The 21,855-nt window shown below is 48.0% G+C and carries 30 protein-coding genes and 1 tRNA gene; 10 read left to right on the top strand and 21 right to left on the bottom strand.

From position 1 onward, the window contains the following. Positions 1 to 181 precede the first annotated feature (181 nt). From thrS to H4O21_RS04295, 8 genes are all read left to right on the top strand, one after another. Positions 182 to 2,077, top strand: a complete 1,896-nt coding sequence (gene thrS / locus H4O21_RS04330; protein WP_182807627.1) for a threonine--tRNA ligase — start codon at positions 182 to 184, stop codon at positions 2,075 to 2,077. A 24-nt stretch (positions 2,078 to 2,101) separates the two neighbouring features. Beyond that, the gene (infC, locus tag H4O21_RS04325) at positions 2,102 to 2,641 is read left to right on the top strand and encodes a translation initiation factor IF-3 (protein WP_368737520.1); all 540 of its coding nucleotides are present in this window, start codon (positions 2,102 to 2,104) and stop codon (positions 2,639 to 2,641) included. A gap of 112 nt (positions 2,642 to 2,753) precedes the next feature. After that, entirely contained in the window at positions 2,754 to 2,948 is a 195-nt protein-coding gene (gene rpmI / locus H4O21_RS04320) for a 50S ribosomal protein L35 (protein ID WP_182807626.1), read from the top strand. Between the two features lie 30 nt (positions 2,949 to 2,978). Further along, positions 2,979 to 3,335: a 50S ribosomal protein L20 gene (gene rplT / locus H4O21_RS04315; protein ID WP_182807625.1), complete on the top strand. Its 357-nt coding sequence runs from the start codon at positions 2,979 to 2,981 to the stop codon at positions 3,333 to 3,335. Between the two features lie 120 nt (positions 3,336 to 3,455). Beyond that, a complete protein-coding gene (gene pheS / locus H4O21_RS04310; RefSeq protein ID WP_182807624.1) occupies positions 3,456 to 4,439 on the top strand; it encodes a phenylalanine--tRNA ligase subunit alpha in 984 nt (327 codons plus the stop codon). Between the two features lie 90 nt (positions 4,440 to 4,529). Then, positions 4,530 to 6,908 (top strand): phenylalanine--tRNA ligase subunit beta, encoded by a 2,379-nt coding sequence (gene pheT, locus H4O21_RS04305; protein ID WP_182807623.1) that lies wholly within the window; start codon positions 4,530 to 4,532, stop codon positions 6,906 to 6,908. A gap of 4 nt (positions 6,909 to 6,912) precedes the next feature. Beyond that, positions 6,913 to 7,227, top strand: coding sequence for an integration host factor subunit alpha (gene ihfA, locus H4O21_RS04300; protein WP_182807622.1), 315 nt, complete (start codon positions 6,913 to 6,915; stop codon positions 7,225 to 7,227). A 113-nt stretch (positions 7,228 to 7,340) separates the two neighbouring features. Then, positions 7,341 to 7,417: transfer RNA gene (locus tag H4O21_RS04295), tRNA-Pro, on the top strand. 93 nt (positions 7,418 to 7,510) lie between these two features. On the opposite strand, the gene H4O21_RS04290 is transcribed toward H4O21_RS04295, so the two are convergent. From H4O21_RS04290 to H4O21_RS04215, 16 genes are all read right to left on the bottom strand, one after another. Further along, positions 7,511 to 8,647, bottom strand: coding sequence for a tyrosine-type recombinase/integrase (locus H4O21_RS04290; RefSeq protein ID WP_182807621.1), 1,137 nt, complete (start codon positions 8,645 to 8,647; stop codon positions 7,511 to 7,513). Between the two features lie 12 nt (positions 8,648 to 8,659). Continuing rightward, complete coding sequence (locus H4O21_RS04285) at positions 8,660 to 8,866, bottom strand: helix-turn-helix domain-containing protein (protein WP_182807620.1); 207 nt, start codon at positions 8,864 to 8,866, stop codon at positions 8,660 to 8,662. Further along, positions 8,863 to 9,195: a hypothetical protein gene (locus H4O21_RS04280; RefSeq protein WP_182807619.1), complete on the bottom strand. Its 333-nt coding sequence runs from the start codon at positions 9,193 to 9,195 to the stop codon at positions 8,863 to 8,865. The genes H4O21_RS04285 and H4O21_RS04280 overlap by 4 nt, the downstream gene beginning before the upstream one ends. After that, entirely contained in the window at positions 9,176 to 9,484 is a 309-nt protein-coding gene (locus H4O21_RS04275; RefSeq protein WP_182807618.1) for a hypothetical protein, read from the bottom strand. Before H4O21_RS04275 ends, H4O21_RS04280 begins: the two co-directional genes overlap by 20 nt. A gap of 98 nt (positions 9,485 to 9,582) precedes the next feature. Further along, on the bottom strand, positions 9,583 to 9,762 hold the full coding sequence (locus H4O21_RS04270) for a hypothetical protein (RefSeq protein ID WP_182807617.1): 180 nt from the start codon (positions 9,760 to 9,762) through the stop codon (positions 9,583 to 9,585). Beyond that, complete coding sequence (locus tag H4O21_RS04265; RefSeq protein WP_182807616.1) at positions 9,740 to 10,093, bottom strand: hypothetical protein; 354 nt, start codon at positions 10,091 to 10,093, stop codon at positions 9,740 to 9,742. The genes H4O21_RS04270 and H4O21_RS04265 overlap by 23 nt, the downstream gene beginning before the upstream one ends. Before the next feature lie 14 nt (positions 10,094 to 10,107). Beyond that, positions 10,108 to 10,440, bottom strand: a complete 333-nt coding sequence (locus H4O21_RS04260; protein WP_182807615.1) for a hypothetical protein — start codon at positions 10,438 to 10,440, stop codon at positions 10,108 to 10,110. Between the two features lie 11 nt (positions 10,441 to 10,451). Then, positions 10,452 to 11,270, bottom strand: a complete 819-nt coding sequence (locus H4O21_RS04255) for a hypothetical protein (RefSeq protein WP_182807614.1) — start codon at positions 11,268 to 11,270, stop codon at positions 10,452 to 10,454. 24 nt (positions 11,271 to 11,294) lie between these two features. Then, complete coding sequence (locus tag H4O21_RS04250) at positions 11,295 to 11,543, bottom strand: hypothetical protein (RefSeq protein ID WP_182807613.1); 249 nt, start codon at positions 11,541 to 11,543, stop codon at positions 11,295 to 11,297. Between the two features lie 79 nt (positions 11,544 to 11,622). Beyond that, the gene (locus tag H4O21_RS04245; protein ID WP_182807612.1) at positions 11,623 to 11,976 is read right to left on the bottom strand and encodes a hypothetical protein; all 354 of its coding nucleotides are present in this window, start codon (positions 11,974 to 11,976) and stop codon (positions 11,623 to 11,625) included. 109 nt (positions 11,977 to 12,085) lie between these two features. Then, complete coding sequence (locus H4O21_RS04240; protein WP_182807611.1) at positions 12,086 to 13,231, bottom strand: hypothetical protein; 1,146 nt, start codon at positions 13,229 to 13,231, stop codon at positions 12,086 to 12,088. A gap of 113 nt (positions 13,232 to 13,344) precedes the next feature. Beyond that, the gene (locus H4O21_RS04235) at positions 13,345 to 13,512 is read right to left on the bottom strand and encodes a hypothetical protein (protein ID WP_182807610.1); all 168 of its coding nucleotides are present in this window, start codon (positions 13,510 to 13,512) and stop codon (positions 13,345 to 13,347) included. A 176-nt stretch (positions 13,513 to 13,688) separates the two neighbouring features. Further along, positions 13,689 to 14,180, bottom strand: a complete 492-nt coding sequence (locus H4O21_RS04230; protein WP_182807609.1) for a hypothetical protein — start codon at positions 14,178 to 14,180, stop codon at positions 13,689 to 13,691. Between the two features lie 17 nt (positions 14,181 to 14,197). After that, the gene (locus tag H4O21_RS04225; protein WP_182807608.1) at positions 14,198 to 14,473 is read right to left on the bottom strand and encodes a hypothetical protein; all 276 of its coding nucleotides are present in this window, start codon (positions 14,471 to 14,473) and stop codon (positions 14,198 to 14,200) included. A gap of 146 nt (positions 14,474 to 14,619) precedes the next feature. Next, positions 14,620 to 15,003, bottom strand: coding sequence for a hypothetical protein (locus H4O21_RS04220; protein ID WP_182807607.1), 384 nt, complete (start codon positions 15,001 to 15,003; stop codon positions 14,620 to 14,622). 140 nt (positions 15,004 to 15,143) lie between these two features. After that, positions 15,144 to 15,764 (bottom strand): hypothetical protein, encoded by a 621-nt coding sequence (locus tag H4O21_RS04215; RefSeq protein ID WP_182807606.1) that lies wholly within the window; start codon positions 15,762 to 15,764, stop codon positions 15,144 to 15,146. A 109-nt stretch (positions 15,765 to 15,873) separates the two neighbouring features. Here H4O21_RS04215 and H4O21_RS04210 point away from each other — a divergent pair, with 109 nt between their 5' ends. Further along, a complete protein-coding gene (locus H4O21_RS04210; RefSeq protein WP_182807605.1) occupies positions 15,874 to 16,710 on the top strand; it encodes a hypothetical protein in 837 nt (278 codons plus the stop codon). Here H4O21_RS04210 and H4O21_RS04205 read toward each other — a convergent pair. The 3 genes from H4O21_RS04205 to H4O21_RS04195 form a co-directional block, all read right to left on the bottom strand. Beyond that, entirely contained in the window at positions 16,699 to 17,037 is a 339-nt protein-coding gene (locus H4O21_RS04205; protein ID WP_182807604.1) for a hypothetical protein, read from the bottom strand. The two genes, H4O21_RS04210 and H4O21_RS04205, sit on opposite strands and share 12 nt — an antisense overlap. Positions 17,038 to 17,268: 231 nt before the next feature. After that, entirely contained in the window at positions 17,269 to 17,541 is a 273-nt protein-coding gene (locus H4O21_RS04200) for a type II toxin-antitoxin system RelE/ParE family toxin (protein WP_182807603.1), read from the bottom strand. Next, a complete protein-coding gene (locus tag H4O21_RS04195; RefSeq protein WP_182807602.1) occupies positions 17,534 to 17,812 on the bottom strand; it encodes a type II toxin-antitoxin system RelB/DinJ family antitoxin in 279 nt (92 codons plus the stop codon). The genes H4O21_RS04200 and H4O21_RS04195 overlap by 8 nt, the downstream gene beginning before the upstream one ends. A 206-nt stretch (positions 17,813 to 18,018) precedes the next feature. On the opposite strand from H4O21_RS04195, the gene H4O21_RS04190 reads away from it, so the two are divergent. Further along, the gene (locus H4O21_RS04190; protein ID WP_182807601.1) at positions 18,019 to 18,996 is read left to right on the top strand and encodes a hypothetical protein; all 978 of its coding nucleotides are present in this window, start codon (positions 18,019 to 18,021) and stop codon (positions 18,994 to 18,996) included. Here the strand turns inward: H4O21_RS04190 and H4O21_RS04185 are convergent. Together H4O21_RS04185 and H4O21_RS04180 are read right to left on the bottom strand one after the other, a co-directional pair. Further along, positions 18,918 to 19,946 (bottom strand): hypothetical protein, encoded by a 1,029-nt coding sequence (locus tag H4O21_RS04185; protein WP_182807600.1) that lies wholly within the window; start codon positions 19,944 to 19,946, stop codon positions 18,918 to 18,920. The two genes, H4O21_RS04190 and H4O21_RS04185, sit on opposite strands and share 79 nt — an antisense overlap. Positions 19,947 to 20,194: 248 nt before the next feature. Continuing rightward, positions 20,195 to 21,379 (bottom strand): type I restriction endonuclease, encoded by a 1,185-nt coding sequence (locus tag H4O21_RS04180; protein WP_182807599.1) that lies wholly within the window; start codon positions 21,377 to 21,379, stop codon positions 20,195 to 20,197. Positions 21,380 to 21,855: the final 476 nt, after the last annotated feature.

Here is a 21,855-nt window from a genome sequence, read left to right as displayed (position 1 = left end):
GCTTTCATTAAGTTTAGCAAGCAAGACAATGTTATGTATGTAAAATCTTTCATTTAATTGCAATAGCTTAGCCGTAAATGAAGTGTTATTATCCGCCGCCTTCAAGTAAATATGTATTTCTAATCAGAAATCGGCGGGCCTTTGGTAGGGGTCGGCTTTAATTGATATAGGATCTGGTGTTATGCCTGTAGTAACTCTTCCTGACGGTAGTCAGCGTTCATTTAATCAGGCAGTTACAGTTTATGATGTAGCTGCAGATATTGGTGCTGGTCTGGCGAAAGCCGCCCTGGCCGGTAAAGTAGACGGTGTTCTGGTAGATACGTCTTACCAGATTGACAAGGATGTGCAGCTGGCGATCATCACGGCTCGTGATGAAGAAGGCCTGGATACCATTCGTCACTCTTGTGCGCACCTGATGGCTATGGCTGTTCAGGATCTGTTTCCAAGTGCTCAGGTGACTATCGGTCCTGTTGTGGATAATGGCTTCTACTATGACTTCGCCTTTGAGCGTCCGTTTACTCCAGAAGATCTGGAGAAAATCGAAGCGCGCATGAAAGAGCTGGCGAAGAATGACTACAAGGTAGAGCGTTCTGTGCTGTCTCGTGATGAGGCGGTAGCGCTGTTCGAAGAGAAAGGCGAGAAGTATAAGGTTGAGATCATCCGGGATATTCCGGGTGAGGAGCCGCTGTCTTTCTACCAGCAAGGCGATTTTATCGATCTGTGTCGTGGGCCTCACGTACCGTCAACTGGTCATATCAAAGCTTTCAAACTGATGAAAGTTGCAGGTGCTTACTGGCGCGGTGACTCCAATAACGAGATGCTGCAGCGTATCTATGGTACCGCCTGGGCCGACAAAAAAGCCCTGAAAGCTTATCTGCATCGTCTTGAAGAAGCTGAGAAGCGTGATCACCGTAAACTGGGTAAGCAGCTGAGTCTGTTCCATATGCAAGAAGAAGCACCAGGTATGGTGTTCTGGCATCCGGAAGGCTGGTCCCTGTACCAGACCATCGAAGATTACATGCGTCGCAAGCTGGATCTGCATGACTATAAAGAGGTTAAAACGCCTCAGGTGGTTGAGCGTACACTGTGGGAAAAATCCGGTCACTGGGATAAGTTTCATGAACAGATGTTCACTACTCACTCTGAGCATCGTGACTACGCTGTTAAGCCGATGAACTGCCCGTGTCATATCCAGGTATTTAACCAGGGGCTGAAGTCGTACCGTGAGCTGCCACTGCGTATGGCGGAGTTCGGCTCTTGTCACCGTAATGAGTATTCAGGTTCTCTGCACGGTCTGATGCGAGTGCGTGGTTTTACTCAGGATGATGGTCATATCTTCTGTACTGAAGATCAGATTCAATCTGAAGTGTCCGAGTTTATCGATCTGCTGCATGAAGTGTATGCTGACTTTGGTTTTACCAATATTGAGTATAAGTTGTCCACTCGTCCTGAACAGCGAGTAGGTTCTGATGAAGTCTGGGATAAAGCCGAAACTGCGCTGTCCGATGCACTGAATGCCAAAGGTCTGGCGTTTGAACTGCTGCCTGGTGAAGGTGCATTCTACGGCCCTAAGATTGAATTCTCGCTACGTGACTGTCTGGATCGTGTCTGGCAGTGTGGTACCATTCAGGTAGATTTCTCAATGCCGGGTCGCCTGGGTGCCGAGTACGTGGATCACGAAGGTGAACGTAAGACCCCGGTTATGCTGCATCGTGCAACTCTGGGTTCTTTCGAGCGCTTTATTGGTATTCTGATTGAGCACTATGCTGGCGCATTGCCAACCTGGCTGGCACCAAAACAGCTGGTAGTCATGAATATTACGGATAAACAGGCCGATTATTGCCAGCAAATTGAAAAAACTCTGAGAAATAAGGGTTTCCGTGCATCTTCGGACTTGAGAAACGAGAAGATCGGCTTTAAAATCCGTGAACATACGATTCATAAAGTTCCTTACCTTGCCGTTATCGGTGATAAAGAGGTTGAGGCTGGAACAATCGCGGTGCGTTCAAGATCAGGTGAAGATCTGGGCAGCATGAGCATTGAGCAGGTTGAAGCGTTGTTGAGCTTTAACCGCTAACAATAAAATAGTGGAGATTTAGCTATTAAGCGGAATAACCCTAGAGGTCGCAACGTTGAAGTTGCACCGATCAACGAGAATATTCGTGCTAAGGAAGTGCGGTTAATTGATGCAGAAGGGGAACAGGTTGGTGTTGTTCCTTTGTCAGAAGCATTAGCAGCCGCTCAGGAAGCCAATCTGGACCTGGTTCAAATCGCTAAGTCTGATCCGATTGTATGTAAAATTATGGATTACGGTCGGTATCAGTATGAGCTGAAAAAGCAGAAAGCTGCTCAGAAAAAGAACCAGACACAGACTAAAGTCAAGGAAGTTAAGTTCCGTCCTGGTACGGAAGATGGGGATTATCAGGTAAAACTGCGCAACCTGATACGTTTCCTGGAAGACGGTGATAAAGCTAAAATCACGCTGCGTTTCCGTGGTCGTGAGATGGCTCACCAGGAACTGGGTATGAAATTGATGAATCGCATCGAGGAAGACCTGGGGGATATGGCTGTTGTTGAGGCTCGTCCAAAAATGGAAGGGCGTCAGATGGTCATGGTGTTATCGCCTAAGAAGAAAAAATAAGCCTGATCTTTCGTGTGAAGTCGCTTTTTTCGCTCAGATTACTTCTGTCATGAAATAAGTGACTTTTCTGTTGATCAGATTAAGAAAAATCGAATGCGGAGTATTGTTTACAATGCCGAAAATTAAATCAAACAGCGGCGCTGCAAAGCGTTTTCGCAAAACGGGTAACGGAATCAAGCACAAGCAGTCTTTCCGTAGCCACATCCTGACTAAAAAATCGACTAAGCGTAAGCGTCAGCTGCGCCCTATGAAGCAGCTGGTTGCTGCGGATCAGGCGTTAGTAAAACGCATGCTGCCAAATCTGTAATTTTTTTAATTCTAACGTCAGGAGTAAGTTATGCCTCGCGTAAAACGTGGTGTAGTGGCGCGTCGTCGTCATAAGAAAGTTCTTAAGCAAGCTAAAGGTTACTACGGTGCTCGTAGCCGTGTATTCCGTGTAGCTAAACAGGCTGTTATCAAAGCAGGTCAGTACGCATACCGTGACCGTCGTCAGCGTAAGCGTCAGTTCCGTGCTCTGTGGATTGCTCGTATCAATGCTGCAGCTCGCATTAACGGCCTGTCTTACAGCCGTTTCATCGCTGGTCTGAAGAAAGCCAATATCGAGATTGACCGTAAGGTTCTGGCCGATCTGGCTGTTCATGAGAAAGCGGTATTTGCTGCCATCGTTGAGAAAGCGAAAGCAGCGCTGGCTTAAGATCGTTTTCAGGTGCATAAGGCACCAGATAATGATGATGACCGTGCGAACAGCATGAGTCTTTGAATAGGGGAAGGCGCTTACGTCTTCCCCTATTTTTATTTGTGGAGCCCACTGACGATGGAAAATCTTGCAAGTCTAGTAGAGCAGGCCCAGACGGCCATTGCTGAAGCCGGCGATGCTCAGGCACTGGATCAGATCCGAGTTCAATATCTCGGTAAAAAAGGTGAAGTAACCCAGCTGTTAAAAGGTCTGGGTAAGTTGTCTCCGGAAGAACGCCCTGTAGCCGGTGACAAAATTAACAAGGCGAAAGATGCTTTGTTGCAGGAACTGAATGTGCGTCGTACTGCATTGGAAGAAGCCCGTATGCAGGCGAAACTGGCAGCAGAAACGATTGATGTAACCCTGCCCGGTCGCGGTCAGACCGTAGGTGGTCTGCATCCGGTCACAAAGACTATTCAGAGAATTGAAGATTTCTTTGGCTCAATCGGCTTCAGCGTGGCAGAAGGCCCGGAAATTGAAGACGATTACCACAATTTTGAAGCATTGAACATTCCTGCGCATCACCCGGCGCGGGCGATGCACGACACTTTCTATTTCAATGCCAATACCGTTCTGCGTACTCATACTTCACCGGTTCAGGTGCGCACAATGGAATCTGAAAAGCCGCCTATTCGCATTATCTGTCCGGGGCGCGTATATCGATGTGATTCAGATCAGACCCATTCGCCGATGTTCCATCAGGTTGAAGGTCTGCTGGTCGACAAAAACATCAGTTTTGCTGATCTGAAAGGTATTCTGGAGCAGTTCCTGAAAGCCTTCTTTGAAGATGATGTAAAAGTACGTTTCCGCCCATCTTATTTCCCGTTCACTGAGCCATCCATTGAGGTGGATATTGATCGCGGTGATGGTAAATGGCTGGAAGTTCTGGGTTGCGGTATGGTTCACCCCAAAGTATTTGAATACTCGGGTATTGACTCTGAAGAGTATACCGGTTTTGCGTTTGGCATGGGTGTTGAGCGCCTGGCTATGCTGCGTTACGGCGTTAATGATCTGCGTCTGTTCTTTGACAACGATTTACGTTTCTTAAACCAGTTACGCTAATTCAGACTGACACTGATTCCGGTGTCTTGACCGGAAAAAGTAATCAACCTGAGCCGTACTAACGTATTTTGCAAGATTCAGGAAAGAAAAATGAAATTCAGTGAACAGTGGCTCCGTGAATGGGTGAATCCATCCATCACAACGGAAGAGCTGGAAAGCCTGCTTTCTCTGTCCGGTCTGGAAGTGGATGGTGTAGAAAAAGCAGCAGATGATTTCTCTGGTGTGGTGGTTGGTGAGATTCTGTCTGCCGAGCAACACCCGAATGCTGATAAGCTGCAGGTGTGCTCTGTCAGTGATGGTAATGAAACTTTTCAGGTTGTATGTGGTGCGAGCAATGCTCGTGCAGGCCTGAAAACCGCTTTTGCGAAAGTGGGTGCTGTGCTGCCGGGCGATTTTAAGATCAAAAAAGCCAAACTGCGTCAGGTTGAGTCTTTCGGTATGCTGTGTGCGGAAGATGAACTGGGTATTTCTGACGATCACGGCGGTATCATGGAGCTGGCAACAGATGCTCCTGTGGGTGCTGATCTGCGTGAATACCTGAATCTGAACGATACTATTCTGGAAGTTGATCTGACTCCGAATCGCAGTGATTGTCTGGGTATTGCTGGTCTGGCCCGTGAAGTGGGTGTATTGACTCAAACAACAGTTACCGTACCGGAAGTAGCAGCTGCGTCGGTGAGTATCGATGAGACCTTTGGTATTGAGCTGATTGACAATGACGCTTGTCCTCGTTATCTGGGCCGGGTGATCAAGGGTGTTAACCCGACAGCGACAACGCCGCTGTGGATGGTTGAGAAGCTACGTCGTAGCGGCGTACGTGCTATTGATCCGGTAGTTGATGTAACCAACTACGTTCTGCTGGAGCTGGGTCAGCCAATGCACGCTTTTGATCTGGCGAAGCTGTCTGGCGGTATCCGTGTACGTCTGGCTGAGCAAGGTGAAAAGCTGGAACTGCTGGATGGTTCCGAAGTTGAACTGAATGACGATACACTGGTGATTGCTGACCATGAAAAAGCCGTGGCTATGGCCGGTATCATGGGGGGGGAGCAGACTAAGGTTACTGAAGAGTCCAGTGATATCTTTCTGGAGTGCGCTTTCTTCGAGCCGATTGCTATTGCCGGCCGTGCTCGTTCTTATGGTTTACACACTGATTCCTCTCACCGCTATGAGCGTGGTGTAGATTTCACACTACAAGCTAAAGCGATGGAACGAGCGACCAATCTGCTACTGGAAATTGTTGGCGGTGAAGCTGGGCCTGTGACTGAAGCGGTTGCTGAAGACAAACTACCAGCCCGCGATGACGTAATTCTGCGTCCAGAGCGTCTGAACCAGATTCTGGCTATGGCGATGCCAGCAGAGAAGGTGGAAGACATTCTGACTCGTCTGGGTCTTGAGCTGAGCACTGAAGCAAACGGTGCGTGGCGTGCTAAGGTACCAAGTCACCGTTTTGATATCAGCATCGAAGAAGATCTGATTGAAGAAGTAGCTCGTGTTTATGGCTATGACAATCTGCCTGTTAAGAGTCCAACTATGGCTCTGGGCATTGAAGCTCAGCCGGAAGCGATTAAACCGATCCGTCTTATCCGTCAGTCTCTGGCTGCTCGTGGTTATCAGGAAGCGATCACTTTCAGCTTTATTGAGCCAGCCCTGTCCAATCTGTTTGATCCGGTTAATAAGCCTATCGCGCTGGCTAATCCTATTTCGGCTGATCTGTCTGTGATGCGTACTACTCTGATTGCTGGTCTGGCAAAGACAGTGCAGTACAACCAGAATCGTCAGCAAAGCCGTGTTCGTTTGTTTGAAACGGGTCAGTGTTTTATCCAGCAAGGCGAAGAGATGGTTCAGGACCCTATGCTGGCTGTTATTGCTACCGGTAGTCGTGACCCTGAAGGCTGGACCGGTCAGTCCGATGCAATGGATTTCTTTGACCTGAAAGGTGATCTGGAAACCTTGTTGGCTGATAGTGGTATTCTGGATCAATGTCGTTTTGAACCTGCTGAGCATCCTGCTTTGCATCCAGGCCAGACTGCAAAGATCATTCGTAATGACAATGTAATCGGTTATATTGGCGCTCTGCATCCTAAAGTTCAAAAAGAACTGGGGCTGAAGAGCACGGTCTATACATTCGAACTGAAATTGTCAGACCTTCAGGATGGCGTAGTGGCTCGTTTTGAGTCTCTGTCTAAATATCCAGAGGTTCGCCGTGATCTGGCTTTCATTGTTGATGAGACAACTCCAGTTGCTCACCTGATGGCAACAATTCGTGCCAATGCAGGTGAAAATCTGAAAGATTTAAGTCTTTTTGATGTTTATCAGGGCAAAGGTGTTGAAGAACAACGAAAAAGTGTTGCTTTGGGCTTGACGTGGCAGGATGCATCACGCACTCTAAATGATGAGGAAATCAACGATTTAGTTGATCAGATTGTATCCTCTGCACAAGAGCAGTTCGGAGCAAGCCTGAGGAGCTGATAAAATGTCCGCGTTAACTAAAGCTGAAATGGCAGAAAAGCTGTACCTGGAATTGGGATTGACCAAGCGTGAAGCGAAAGACATGGTTGAACTGTTTTTCGAGGAAATTCGCGAATGTCTGAAAGATAACGAGCAGGTAAAACTATCCGGTTTTGGTAACTTCGACCTGCGCGATAAGCGTGAGCGTCCGGGGCGTAATCCTAAAACTGGTGAAGAAATTCCTATCTCTGCACGCAGGGTTGTTACTTTCAGACCGGGGCAGAAGCTCAAGTCCAGAGTAGAAGGTTTCGATGATCTACCAGAGCATACTCGTCAGTAACAGGCTTTAGCTTCAGGTTAGTGCCTTGAATTATTTTCAAGCCTAACCTGTTGATACTGTTGCAGAAAATAGTTGCTTTCGCTTTCTGTGATAGTATAATATGCAGCATGTTTCGGGACGTAGCGCAGCCTGGTAGCGCACCACAATGGGGTTGTGGGGGTCGGAGGTTCGAATCCTCTCGTCCCGACCATCGTTTTATCTTGAAAAACAGCAACTTATAATGAGTTGCTGTTTTTTTTCGTCTGCTCATTCCCAAAATTTTCCTAAAATATTCCCAAAACTATTATTCCTTCTGGTCCATTTTCTGGAGTCTGGGATTCACTAGTGCCGCTCGGGCTGCTGTCCATTTCTGATCATGCCCGGATAGATAATGTTCTGTCATACTGGCATCAGCATGTCCCATTAAGGCCTGCACTTCCTGAGTTTGCGATCCGGCTTGTTCCATCAAATATCCCCCCAATGAACGTATCTCATGAAACGTCGGTTTGGCTTTTTCGTGTAGAGATCTGATGCTTTGTATTTTATCTCTCAGTTTCCGGAATTCCCGTGTCAGGTAATCTGGTTTTACTGACCAGTCATTGTTTTTACGGGTTGTGTGATAAACCTTTGAGGGCAGTCTATGAACAATGGATGGTGACTGAGGAGGCTGTGCCAGACTTCTGTTTATGACCTCCTGTAATGCGGGTGTCACTTCGATGGCAATGTAAGCCGTATCCGTTTTGTTACGGGTTTTCTGACGGATTACATACAGTACACCTTCCCTAATATCACTGTGCTTCATGCTGGCGATCTCATTCCGACCCTGACAGGTAAGAATGGCCAGATCCATCGCAATCTGAAACCAGGGATCAGCCAGTTTGTAAATGGCCCTGAACTGATCCAGTGTCAATCGCTGGCGTTCTTTTTTATGGTGCAGATCGTGAGACAAAGTAGGAGTGACAACATTCTTATCAGACCAGCCTTTGGTCTGGGAAAAGTTAAGAATCTGGGATAATACAGAGCGATGTTGTTTATATGAGTCTCCTTTAAAGCCCTTACTAAGCCAGTCGGCAGCATCTGCTGTTGTAAAACCTTCCAGAGGTAAAGCCCCCAGATCACGGTTGATACGGTTTACCCGATAGATTTTCTCTTTCTTGCTGGCTTCGACCAGCTTTGGGTTATCCTCGATTCGTTCCTGTATAAAGGCTTCACAGGCATCGGCAATTGTCCTGTCTGCTGTCCCCATAACCTGAGCCACCAGATCGGCATCCTTGCATAATCTGGCATTCAGTTTTCTGGCTGCAGCTTGGGCTTTAGCTTTGTTTTTACCCATACCATGCAGTGTTTTTGTATCAGGGCGACGGTAGGTGAAGTAGCCATTCTTTTCGTACAGGTTGGGTTCAAGGGATTTGTTTTTACGTTTTCTTGGTCGTGCCGCCATAGCTCATCCTGTTTATACGCCTTTTAATACATTGTCGGCCAGCTCATCGCCGGTATAGTTCACTTCTGCTTCAACATCGATATACCATTTCCTGCCAATTTTTTTGGCGGGTAATTCACCGTTAACGCATAACCGGCGAAGAGTACACATGGTTGGCGGATCTCCGATAAAGCGTTCTTCAACCCATTGGTGTAAAGGCATCAGCTTGCGTTTAATCATGGTCTGGCTCCTGATCTTTTTCCGGAAGTACGAGTTTTTCTGTGTGTATTTCTTCTGGATGGCACTTTCTTTTCTGGTGGATGCTCGTTCATCAGCTGGGCAATAAACGTCAGCCCCTGGGTGGTCACTTTGGTGGTCTGGGTATAGATGGTCTGACGGCCTCGTTCGTACTGGCCATCAATCACCACAAAGAAGCCCTGAAACACCAGAGAGTAAGGTGCAATCGTGCCCTGAAAGCCCGCATGGGCTCTCAGATATTTGTACAGGGCATTACGTCCGCCGGGAAAGTTCAGCCGCTGAGCGGCTTCTTCAACCGATAGCTGGCTCATAATCTGGCTCCTGTTGATCCTCTGACTGGGTCCTGTTCAGGCTCTGTTCGGGCATGGGCAGTGGTTCCGGTTCTGTGCGTGCAATACCGGATAGCTTATGAGCAAAATCCAGTGCCATATTCTTGTTGTAGGTGCGCCTGCAATCCGGCAATGGCCAGTACACCAGGTTGTTTTCATCCCGGAAGGCCTTGACCAGCATGCAGCCGATTTCGATGTGATGGGGTTCCAGATCCTCATCACACAGTACTGTGATCAGAGCGGCTTTGGGTCCTGTGATGGTGTAAGTCATGGTGATCATCCTTGTATAAAAAAGCCCCGCAAACAGTGCAGGGCTTCAGATGGTGTTCAGTAAGTTCATCGTTCGTTCGGGTGGGGTATGTGGAGGTCTCATAACGCCGGGAATTTCCTTCTGGCAGCCTGAATCGCCATCTCTTCAACCAGTTTCAGGCCGTTTTCAATGGCTTCTTTCAGGGTATAACCTTCAGCCATTAACAAGCGCTGATGGCATCTCATTTCCACTAACCAGAAGTAATTGCCCTGGGCATCAAGCTGCGGAGTAAACTTCATTGCTGTCTGTCCTCTGACCGGTGTGCTGAGTGGGTGTGCCTAACCAGACGGTGGTGAACTCCTCGGCCTGATAGACCGCCAGTACGATGCTGTCCCCGAGGCTGTAGCGTTCGGGCATATCATCAGAGCGTCCGGACTCTCCGGCCAGCCAGCGGTTGATGACCTTCTGAGGGATGCGTGAGCCGATCTGCAGTACTTTTGAGTTCAGGCCCTGCTGGGTGAGCCAGTATTCCATCTCAGGGCTGGAGGTGGTGTCGCTCCAGTCCGGAAGATCCGGATGCTGCCAGTGACCATCGGTATTGCGGGTAACAGGGGCGGGTTGAATTGTCATTTGATGTGTTCCTTTCACGATTGGGCTTTGTATTTGAATGTCAGGTAACTTGCCAGAGCATCATGCTCGTGCCGGGTGGTGTGTTCCTTATCGAATATTGCATCAGGGTTTTTCCGTGTGAGGCTGTCGAAGTATTTGGTTCTCTTGTTAATCTCCACCAGCTTGTTGGGGCAGGGCACTTTCTTATCCAACTCTGCCTGAAACTCTTTCATGGTTTCACTGAGCTCTGTATGAGCATTTATGTAGTCTTCGGAAGTCTGCCTGGCTTTGTCTTTTGCTCTTGAGAGCACACTGAGTTCTTTCTGAAGAGCGTGTCTGATGATCTCTTCTGTTGATCGGGTCTTCATTACCTGTGCCTCTAACTGGTAACGGGCCGACCATCCGGCGGCCTGATCAGTGATTTAAGCCGGGCGGTCAAAGTGCCCGGTTCGGTTGTGGTTTGTGGGGATGAGGTTGTGTGGCGCTGAGTTTCAGTAGCTTCCGAAGGCGTGTTTTGCTCTGTAGCCATATGAGCGGATGCCGTGGCCATACCCTCTGACAGGGCGGAGACCGACACCGTTAACGCCAGTTCAATCAGTACCGCTACCAGAAGATAAGCTCCGGTCATCACCTGATCTGGATCAGCCTTCAGTTGTCTGGCGATGCGCTCAAACAGAGCAGATGCCGCTGTGTTGCTACTGGCCGGTAAAGCACTCAGCTGCAAACGCAGTTCAGAGATCTGCTGCTGAATGGCCGGTAGCTTATCCAGTGTTTTCAGTGCCCGGCTGCGGTAGCCGTTCTCACTATCGGTTTTAGCGGTGGCCTGAATGCTGTCAGCCTGTAACTGAAGCTGTCTGATCTGGCTGGTGAGCAGCTGATATTCCAGACTGCCGGTATGCTGCCGGTGTTGTTGTTGCTGCGTATCGCCAATCAGCGCACCGGCACTGGCCGCGATGCTGAGCAGGGTCAGTAATGCCCAGGTGACGAAGTAAACGCTGGCAGAGAAATGCCTGCCCTGACTCCAGCCCCGGATGCCATAAGGCAGTGCCGCATACTGAACCAGAGCCAGCGCAATAGCCACGGCACCATAAGCGATGCCGGTGGCGGTATCATCCGCCAGCTGCAGCAACAGACGGACACTGAAATAACTGCTGGCAGTAAACAGCACAGCGGTAGTGATCAGCCAGATCAGACGCATAGTGACCTCCTGTAAGGTTAAGGATCAGTTTTCAGCCGGGATGATGATCGGGTGTTGCCGAAGGATCTCGATGACATGATCGTGATAAGCCTGCCCCTGACTGGCCAGGATGTACCCCAGACTCAGCGAGGCCAGATTCGCCAGTAGTTTAGTGGCCTGCTTTTCATCTTCAGCAGAACTGATCAGCTGTTTGACATACGCGAGCTGAGCGCTCGATTTCTCGGTCATGGTTTGTTGGGTTTGAGGGTATTGCCCGTGTCGGTATAGCGTCATAAGTGCTCCTTCATCGCGACAGTAAAAGTAACTTCCGGTTTTGCGCATAAAAATGAGGCTTTAAAAACAGAGGGTTATGTTAGTTAAGACTGACAGGGGCATCGGCATACATGGCATCGCGCCATTCGGTGATCTGCTGGTAGACCTTCTCCAGTGTCGGCCCCTGAAACCAGCGGACCTGAACATGTACCGGGTTCCAGTGAACACCCTCTTCTGGGTCTGGCTCGGTATGCGGTTCCGGAACTGCGCCCAGTACGACAAAGCGATCCAGCAGGCCGTTCTCAATCACGGCCATCACATCCTGTTCACCGGGTTCAAACTCTGAGAGCGCATCGCGCAGGTGATTCGCCACCGCCGGAGGTACCCGTTCAGCGGCCATAGTGGAGAGATCCAGAATGATCTCGGTCTGAATCAGCGGTTTTTGTGTATCCATCGTCATATTCCTTGTGAGCAGGCGCTGTGATTCCCCGGAGACCAGAGGTTCCGGTTTTGCGCATAAAAATGAGGCTTTAAAAACAAAAGGTTAGAAGAACAACAGAGATCTACTTGCGATACACTCCGATCAGAGGTCGCCAGGCTTCGATACTCTGGCGGACAATCTCCTGATCGGTCAGGCATTCGCGCCAGATGGGCTGGCTGTGCTCCGGCTCTAAGTAGATGGCGGCAGCATAGCGGGTGGAACCGTCCTTCATCTGCAAGTGGCAGTAACAATCGGCTTCCGGAGGCTCTTTGACCAGAGGTGTCATCCCTTTGGGTTCCAGTCCCATCAGGATTCCGGCCCCGCCAGAGAAACGGAAGTACAGGGTATGATTCTCCGGATCTTCACTGACCTCCAGATCCGGCAGATCCTGAATCAGGGCCACATAGCTGGCGGCGTAGGTGCCTTTAAGCGCCGGAGGTGAGACCGGCAGCAGATCACTGATGCCGGTACCACTGCCTTTGCAGGTATGACAATCCAGGTGATACGCCACATGATCAGTGATCAGCTCATGAAAGCCTCTGCCCAAGCAATCCGGACACTGCTCCGGCACTCTGATCTCTGTCTTCTGGTAGCGGCGACTCTCCAGCGGGCTGACCAGATCCCGGACCTTCTGAGCGGAAGGAATATGCTCATCCTGCAGTTCTGTCAGCCCTTCGACAGCCGGGCGTCGGATCAGCAAGCGGCCATCGGTGGCATAAGCATACTCACCGATATTGAAAGGTAACCTGAGATCCCGTTCCTCGGTCCAGTCGCTGGCACAGAAGGGGAACAACGGTTTAGCGGCGTCCCGGGAGGCTTCCGGAAGCGTCTCCAGAAAGCGTGTTCTGTGGCAATCCGCCGAACAGACCGGATCACTCACCAGCCCCTGAGACGGACTGCCACACACCGGGCAGAACCGGGGCTTACTGCCATGAGCAATACGATACTTCAGCGGATCATTCAGCCAGGGGCTATCCGGATCAGGGCGACCACCACTCATGGTCAGTCGCTCCGTGATCCACTTCATGGCGGCTGTGGCACCGTTCAGCCGGTTCTCCAGTAGAGCGGCCTGCATCACGGCCAGATTATCCAGCGCGATATTACGTTCTGCTGTTAGCAGATCATGGGAGGCTTTCAGTTGATCGGTTGCACTGGTCAGCGCCTTATGAGCACCGGTACTGGCCTCAGCGGCCTGATTTAAAACGGTCTGTAGTTCACACAGAGACATCACATACTCCTTGTACGTTATGAATAGAAAGGTAAAAAACGTGGGGTAAAAAAGACCTGACCGGCATCCGCAGGGAAGGACACCCGCCAGGTAAGGGAAAATCGGGACAGGGTTCAGAACAGACTGAGTTGCTCTTCCTGATACTCCGGATCGCCGGGAATCGGATCACCGGAAGTGGATTGATCAGACCGATCTGAACCGGGTGCTAACTCCGGATGTTCAGCAGAAGGCTTTGCTATGCTGGCCGGTTCCGGAGCGTTCAACGATAAAAGAGGTTCCATAATCATCACCCTCAGGGCGAAAGACAGGCATAAAAAAGCCTCGTTAACCTCCGCATGGGGATGGAAAAGGAAACGAGGCAAAACTGGTATAAAACAACCTGAAGGAGTCGGAATCTTCACAAAACGACCTGAATATCTGAGATTCAGGCCGTTCTGATCAGATCCTGACGACCACTTCATTGTGCAGCATCGCTATCCGAATCACTCTGGCGGTTCGATGATGTTTTCAGGGAATCCTCCAGCCAGTTCTCTTTCAGCCGGGGCTTCATGGCATGGCTCAGTGTGCCCTTCAGGATAAACCCCGCGATCACCGAGAACACCATGACAGCGACGCCCACATACCACTCCAGCAGGAGCAGGACCATGACGGTCAGGATCGTCCAGTCACTGCGGTCAGCCTGGGTGAACGGCTGATCAAGGTGCTTGCAGAGATACTTCATCGGGATCAGCAAGATGCCCAGAGAAAACAGCGCAAACAAACCGATCTGCATCGCTGCCAGCTGCAGTAGCAACTCATGCTGAAAATGGCTGCCCAGACCGGCTCCGGCGATAATCACCGCATGGGGCAGGCTGAAGGCCATCGGGCCGCTGTTCTGAAAGGGAGAGCGTTCAGAAGGCGGGTGTTTTAACGATGAACCCTGAGCGGATTCCGGTACGAATCGTGTCATAGTGGCTGACCTCCTGATCAGTTCAGACGTTCGGGTTTACAGGTTAAAAGGGGCAGAGGATCTTCTTTTATCAGCCTGACCAGATCTTTCAGAAACAGATCAAAATCGTCTTCACCCTTAACGGAATAGAGCATGCCCAGAGTGAGGCTGGCGATGCTGGATGCGATCAGAATCCTGTCCCGGTCGCAGGCGGCGTCATTGATCAGCGTCCCGACCGTTTCAACAGAGCCGGTAATGATCTGATCCTTCAGGGCCTCAGCGTCAGAATACTGAGGCTGCGATGCATTCTTCATAATACAAATCCTTTAAAAAGGCCCCGCTAACGCCCGATCAAGGAGTTAAAGACGCGCAGGGCAAACCGTGGACAGTGGGGTATCCATGTGCGGTAAAGAGGGGAAAATCAGATTACTGGACATACATCCAGTATAGAAAAAACAGACTATTCAGCAGGCGGTTCAATGGGTGTCAGAACCCGTGGAGGATGAAACCCCTGAACAATGGCCTGCAGGTACACACCGGCCATGGAACGATGTACTGGCGGATAAGCATCCAGAGGTTTGCCGTTATGCATCCGGGTCAGCTGGATATGGTTACCATCTTCTTCAATTAACCAGCTGAGTTTAGGTGGCCGGGATTCGATCCGTTTTCTCAGGCGCTTCTGCTGAAGCTTAAAATCATCGGCGCGGGCAATCAGCAGAGCTTTCTGATCCTCCCGGAGGGCTTTCTCTGCCTGCTGCCGGAGCAGGTTCTCTTTGGCTTCCAGCATCTGTAGATCGATCTGATCCAGTGAGGTCGCTAACGGTGGTGAAGGAACTTCTGACATAGGGCGTTCTCCTTGTCTGTATGGGTGAGGTGTGAGGTAGTGGTAAAGCGATTGGCCAGAATGGCATCACTACGGCACCGGGCTGGTCATTAATGGTGAAGAAAAACAGAAAAGTGGTCTGAATCAGGGAGGATCTGGTATCAGGCGCTGGCCGGTGCAGAGACGACTTGCTGATAATACTGATGAATGCCCCAATGGACAGCCTGACAGCACCAGATAAAACAGTCACTCAGCCGGTAATGCACTTTACTTTGAGCAAGGCCCAGAAGGTCTAATCCGGTTGTGTCTGCATCCCAGAACTGTAAAGCTTCCATCAGCTCATGACGGTCTGTACAGCTCAGAAACTCATCTTCTATCTGTTCCTGCAGTGCTTCGATCCAGTCCGGATCATCGTCAGAACCATCAAACCGGTTATGAAAAGCTTCCTGAATGGCCTGATGTACCGGAGCATAATCAAATACCCGGACAGACTGATCATCTGAGTGAGGAGCCGTCAGGTTACTGGCCAGATACTCCGGATCGTGCCGGAGCTGAGGAGAATCTGAATGCATAAATGCACACATATCCTGACTGACAGAGAATACATAACAGCCCATATCGCCACTGATACAAAGGTGATAAGGCCAGGTTGTAATACTGAAAGCTTTATCCTGTGTACCATCTGAAAAGCTCAGATGACGATACAAACGGTCTTTCTGGTGAACGGTTAACTGATGGCAGGCCACGTCCTGCAGGAAGGGTTCATTATTGGGTGTTGTCATATAAACCTCTTAATACATGAGCTGAAAAAAGTGAATCGACAGACAGGAAGCAGGGCTTACAATGACGGACAGACGAATTCTGACTTGTTAATTGTTCATGGAAGACAATATGAAACCCTGTTTTATTATCACGCCGATTGATTCGACGGATTCTGAAGTCCGTTTACGCACGGATCGCTTGCTGGAAAAAGTGTATACCCCCACTCTGACTGAATTTGGATTCAGACCGGTGATCTCTCATCAGATTATTGACACTGGCAGCATTCATAATCAGATGTTCAAACACCTGATAGAAAATGAATTAGCCATTGCAGACCTGACCGGACTGAACCCGAATGTGTTGTATGAAGTGGGGATACGCCACAGCTTCAGAAGAAAGCTGATACTGCTGATGGAAGAAGGCACTACACTGCCCTTTGACCTGCACAGCCAGAGAGCCATTGTGTATCGTAGTACGGATGAAGGGCTGCGTGCTTTGCGTACAACGCTCACAACAGCGATTAAGCAAACACTTTACGCCACCCATGCTGAAAACCCGGTCACTCAGGCTATCGCACTGGGGGACATTTCTCTTCCAGAAACGGCACCGTCAACCTTTAACCTTGAGAAACAGCAAACCGAAAATGCCCGGTTTCAGCTCCAGTTGGCAATCAGTCAAAGCAGAGCATCTGCATCAGCGAATTTGTCGGATGGAATATTCTTTTTTCCTCCGGTCAGAGATGACTGGCCCATTAATCAGGCGGTGCACTTCTCAGCGCCTTTTGAGCATGTTGCTATGATTGACTCTCATATCAGGCAATATCGGCCAAAGACCTGTTCTAAGGATAGCCGGAATAATTACTCCAAAAAATATACGGTTTATGTGGGTGACGAATTCACCAGAGATAAACTGACTGAGCTTCTGGAAAAACTGTGTATAGACTTTGAACTGGAGCTAATAACCTAAGTACTCCATTCTGAATGCCGGATCGCGCAGCCTTATATAGAGTGGATCAGGGATGGTTCTGGGAACCTGACGGATGGTTTTTGTCTTGCTTTTAATGGCTGTGAAAACCTCCGGATCGATAAAGGATGCCGTGGCCGGAAAACTCCCCAGCTCTGGCCAGTCCTTCATATAATCCAGAATTAACAGCGCGATGATCAGTGCATCCTCATTGGAAAAGACCAGGTTAAACACCTCCTGACCGCTGGCGGCACACAGTACCATCTGGTTCTGGCCTTCGGGTTCAACCCAGTTAAGGATTGTGCGTTTGGCCGGGTAGTGACTTCTCATAATGTTCTCCTGTTAATTAAAAAGAAAACGAAGGGTTGGTAAACAGACAATCGAATGATGCTGTCTTTAGAAAAACAGGGAGTTTGCTGGAAAAGTGCGTTAACAGCAGAAGAGGTCCGGCCGTGTACGGCACAAGACGAGTGGAGCTATTTTATATGCTCAATGCTTTTCAAAAATGAATGAAGGCTTACCTGACAGCCTCAGATACCCATAACATACAAAAGCAGCAGGCTAACGGAACAGCTCACTATGAGAGCCAATTCTGGCCAGCTTCAGAGACTGAGCATCAACCTTATAAATCAGCACCAGATCCGGCTTGATATGGCAATCTCTGTATCCCTGCCAGTTACCGGATAATGCATGATCGACATACTTCTCGGCTAACGTCTCCCCGAGCTGAAGCTGCTTGATCACATGACCGGCTTCAACAATATCGGGTATAGGCAGCTTAGCGATTTTCTTAAAGTCTTTCTTAAATTGGTTGGAATATTCCAGCTTAAGCATTGTCGAGCTTGCCTGTATCCAGATCATCAAACAAAGCCTCTACGCTGTCGGCCTGATTACCCTGACTGGCCTCCAGCTCTGCAATGGCTGCGGCTGTTGCCTCATTGGGCTGTCTCGCCTTTAGCTCAAAAGGGATACCACCATGATTAATCACCGCTTTGGCAAACAGCTTGATTGCCTGAGACGGGCTGAGACCAATGTCTTCACAAACGCTGGTAAAAGCCAGTTTGGTTTCTGGATCAATCCGGGTGCTAATAGTTTCAGTCTTCATAATGCCACCAGAAGTATTATTTTGTCTTACAAAGTAATACATAGTATACCAACCTGACAACAGCAAAACCATTAAGGCCAAAGCGATGAGATCGCCTGAGGCTTGCCCTCCCCGCCCCCCTTCCTGATAATCTGCTAATACACGGCCACCATCGCCAGACGGTCAAAACCAGATCATAAAACTGTGGCACCACTCAGGGAATCAGGATGACAGAGCAAACACCCGACAACAGCCCGAAAAACCTTACCGACATATTGAAAGAACTGGCAGGTTATGAAGATTTCTTCAAAGAAGAAGAGAAAACCAAAGACCTGGTCAACTGGGTACATGAAGAAACCGGCATCAACAAACTCTCCATCCGGCTGGCGATAAAACACGTGGCCCCGCTGGTGATCGCCGGGGTAGAGAAGGCCGCCGGACTGGTGGCCGACAGCTGGAAAGCGAAACTGCACGAGCGCCTGAGCCGCTACAGCCATGATAACTGGTACTTTCGCCTGTCAGAAAGCCTGCTGAACATCCTGAAAACCCGAACCAACAAAAGCCTGGATCAGGCCCTTAAAGCCCCGGACAGAGCCAGCCTGAACACCCTGCTGAAGGATGACGTTCACTGGGCGAACCTCAAAGCCGAACAACAAGGCCTGATTCAGATACTGAACCTGCAGACTGAACACGGCGAAACCCTGGCGGACACCCGAAACTTGATGCAGGACGCCATTCAGCACCTGCGCTTTCAACTGGACCTGAAAACCTCGGACTACTTCCAGCAAGCTCTGGACGCTCATCCCCCCGAAAAGGGCACCGCAAGCTGGTTAACCTACACCTCCCGACAGGCCGAACTGGTCGGGCGGAATACCGAACTGCGCCTGCTGGATCAGTTTTTAAACCAGAGCGACAACTTCAGCTGGTGGGCGATCACCGGGGAAGGCGGTGTCGGCAAAAGCCGGTTAGCACTGGATGCCCTGATTCAACAACCCCTCTGGTACGGCGGCTTTCTGCCAGAGCACAAACTGGACACACCCGACGCCCTCAGAGGTAGGGCATTCAAAACTGGAATCAATAAATTATTCACTCTGCTGATACATGTTCTATCAGGTTTTTGTGTGTTTTACCCTTTAGATTCCTTGAAGTGGAATATGCCGTTATCTCTATATTTATCTGAGAATAGAGCAATATCCATAATATGATATGAATTTTCTGTTGGATCATCATTTTTATTATTTAAATATTCAACGAACTGCCTGCTGTAATTGGGGAATAAATCACTAACAAAATCTAAGTCTCCATTACAGTCTTTATGCTCTATGTTTCTTGAAGATAATTTGTTTGGATAAAGCAAGTTAAATGATTTTGAAAGCTTCCAATGATCAGTGATAATAGTATTATCAAAATATTTATTATGCCTGTGAAATATATTTGTTAGCAACACATAGTCTACTCTATTGTACTCTATGCGATCCACAAAGCTATTTTCTGTAAACAGTCCTTGAGATCCATGTAAATACAAAAACCAGCGCATCATATCTATAGCATTATCACAACATACTATTAATATATTAGTGTCTGATTCGTTAGAGTTTTTTAGTTTTCTTTGCGCAGATTTTAAATAGTCTTTGAGTTTATTGTCCATGCTTTTTTCTATACATATTTTTTTTCCGGATCCTTCAATTATATCTGATATTTTTTTAATGGTATTATCTAAAGCCACTCTATCTTTAATTCTCCCTACTGATTTTAATGTTATATCTTCTTTGTTTTCTGGTTGATAAGATGGACACTTTACTTCTACATTAATTTTTCGATTCTTTATCTTGATCGAAAAATCTATATCTTGAGGTGGTGTCACTTGTTCCTCATAATTAAATGAAATATCGTTTCTGCTCAGAAGTTCATTCATTGATGTTAACTCACAAGCAGTTTGTATGAATTGAGCTTCATTGAACTTCTTAGTGTTAAACTGTAGCTTTTTGTCGATTAGCTCTTTTGCTTTATATTCTGTTGTCACAGCTTTAAGCTTATTGATAATTTTATTGAGATCTTCGATATAACTGTCATAGTTAGCACTTGGTATTGATAGATAGTGGTTGTCTGGCTTTATTTTTGGCAACAATTCTTTTAAAGAAAAATTTTCGCTCATTTTTTAATGTCACTTATAATGTTTTGTGATGATTGAATAGTTTAAAAAAGATCATGTAATATTGAATTAACCACCTACAGATTTTATCTGCTGAGTGGTATAATAATTAAAATATGTTGTTTTAATAAAATAAACTCTCGTCTAGTTAATTTTTACATATATAGTCACTAAATTTTTTATCGTATATTAGACCAGATAACATTGAGGAGCGCCAAAGGCCAGCTAAGCTAGCCTTGGCCCTATCATCATCATGCTTCAGCGATTTTGCGCTTAAAGTTGGCGTCATCTGAACAGTAAGCCAGCGCATCAAAAATCAGACCTGGAATACGAGCGATATGCTCTGGTTGCATGATAATCACGCTGTCACTAGCACCAAGCTCAAGGCCAGCCCGTTCGATCTCTCGCTTGCGTTCATCTGTCATAGGGATGCAGAAAGAGACACTGGGTTGTTTCTTGTCACCCTGATAACGCATCAGCCAGCGGTTGACCTTGCCCTGAAACAAGATTGAGTAATAGCTTTCCGTATCCTTTGCAGCCAGCTCTGTATCTGCTCCCAGAATATCCTGAGTAATCTCAAACAAACGGCGCTCAGCATAAGTTGTGATGATCTTCGCATTATTCGGATCAACAACATCGGCTTTCTCATCAGTTTCATCTGTTGTTGATACTGCGACTGGCTCAGGCTGAGTCGGTATTTCTACAGGAGGAGGAGCTACAACGGCACCTGATGACAGGCCGCTGACGACCATCTCACTGACTGACCGCTGAATAGCCTGTTTCACAATAGGTGTAACACTGTCAATAAAACGAGCATTAAACTGACGTTGAATACCGGCCTTACTCGCTACATAGCGAACAAAGTCGGTATCAGGAGAGCGAAGTGCAGAGCTGATTGCATCAGTAAATGCATTCAGGTAGATAGTTTCTTCTGCCAGAATGCGCAGAGCTTCTGGTTGAAACTCATCGTGTTTGAATTGCTGTAGCCTTGTCACCAGGGCTGGATCAAGAGTTGTAAAGTCCACTGTCAAAAATGGATCTTCATCCATCATGTTCTTATTTGCCAGATCCGTAAAGAAACGCCATTCCCGGCCATTAGTGATCGCACCAATTGTGACCTCTGGTGTTGCATTAAAATAACGTGACAGTTGCGGGCAATGGTTATCCAGTTTTTCTCCGTGGGCCTTTGCCTCGATAAACATTACCGGCACGGCATCACAGAACAGGGCATAATCAACACGCTCACTGGCCTTAGCACCCGGAAAGTCGGCATTATATTCAGCCTTCACACGGGTAGGGTCAAAGGGTGAAAATCCCAGAATATCCAGTAATGGCAGGATTAAAGCCTGTTTAGTCGTTTCTTCTGTTGTGCAATGTGAGCCTACATTGCAAACGTGTTCAGCATGGTTTTTTATTCTTTCCTCAAATCCGGACATAGTGCCCTCCGTTGTCGCTGAAATGGGATTTAAGCCCCAGTTATAAGCAACATAACAGAAAGCAAAATATAACCATCCTAGGGACAACCCTGGTTTTATACTTAACTTGATAATAAATGTTTAACACTTTTTTTGCAGTCAAACATAATGAGGTCAATATATTAAGACATATAATGTCGCTTTTCTTTATGGGCGAAAATATAGAGTGGTATATACATTAGCCAGATACTGAATTTTAATTGTAAAAATGACCGTCAACCGTGTAATCTCAGGTACATTGGCAAGTTGTAGAGCCAGATCGGGGAGTACCAGCCCCAAATCCCGAAGCTTACCGGCGTTTATGCCCCTCATTACACTGACCATCTTCAAAACTGAAATCTGACAAAAGTTTATTATCCCGACATTTAGCGTCTTATTTTTCCTTGTACCCCTCGATAACTCTAAATCCTGACTTAATTAATATGTCATTGTGAGGG

This window comes from Oceanospirillum sediminis (assembly GCF_014164585.1).
In the GTDB taxonomy this organism is placed as follows: domain Bacteria; phylum Pseudomonadota; class Gammaproteobacteria; order Pseudomonadales; family Halomonadaceae; genus Oceanospirillum; species Oceanospirillum sediminis.
This window is presented reverse-complemented; position numbering and strand designations above follow the sequence as displayed.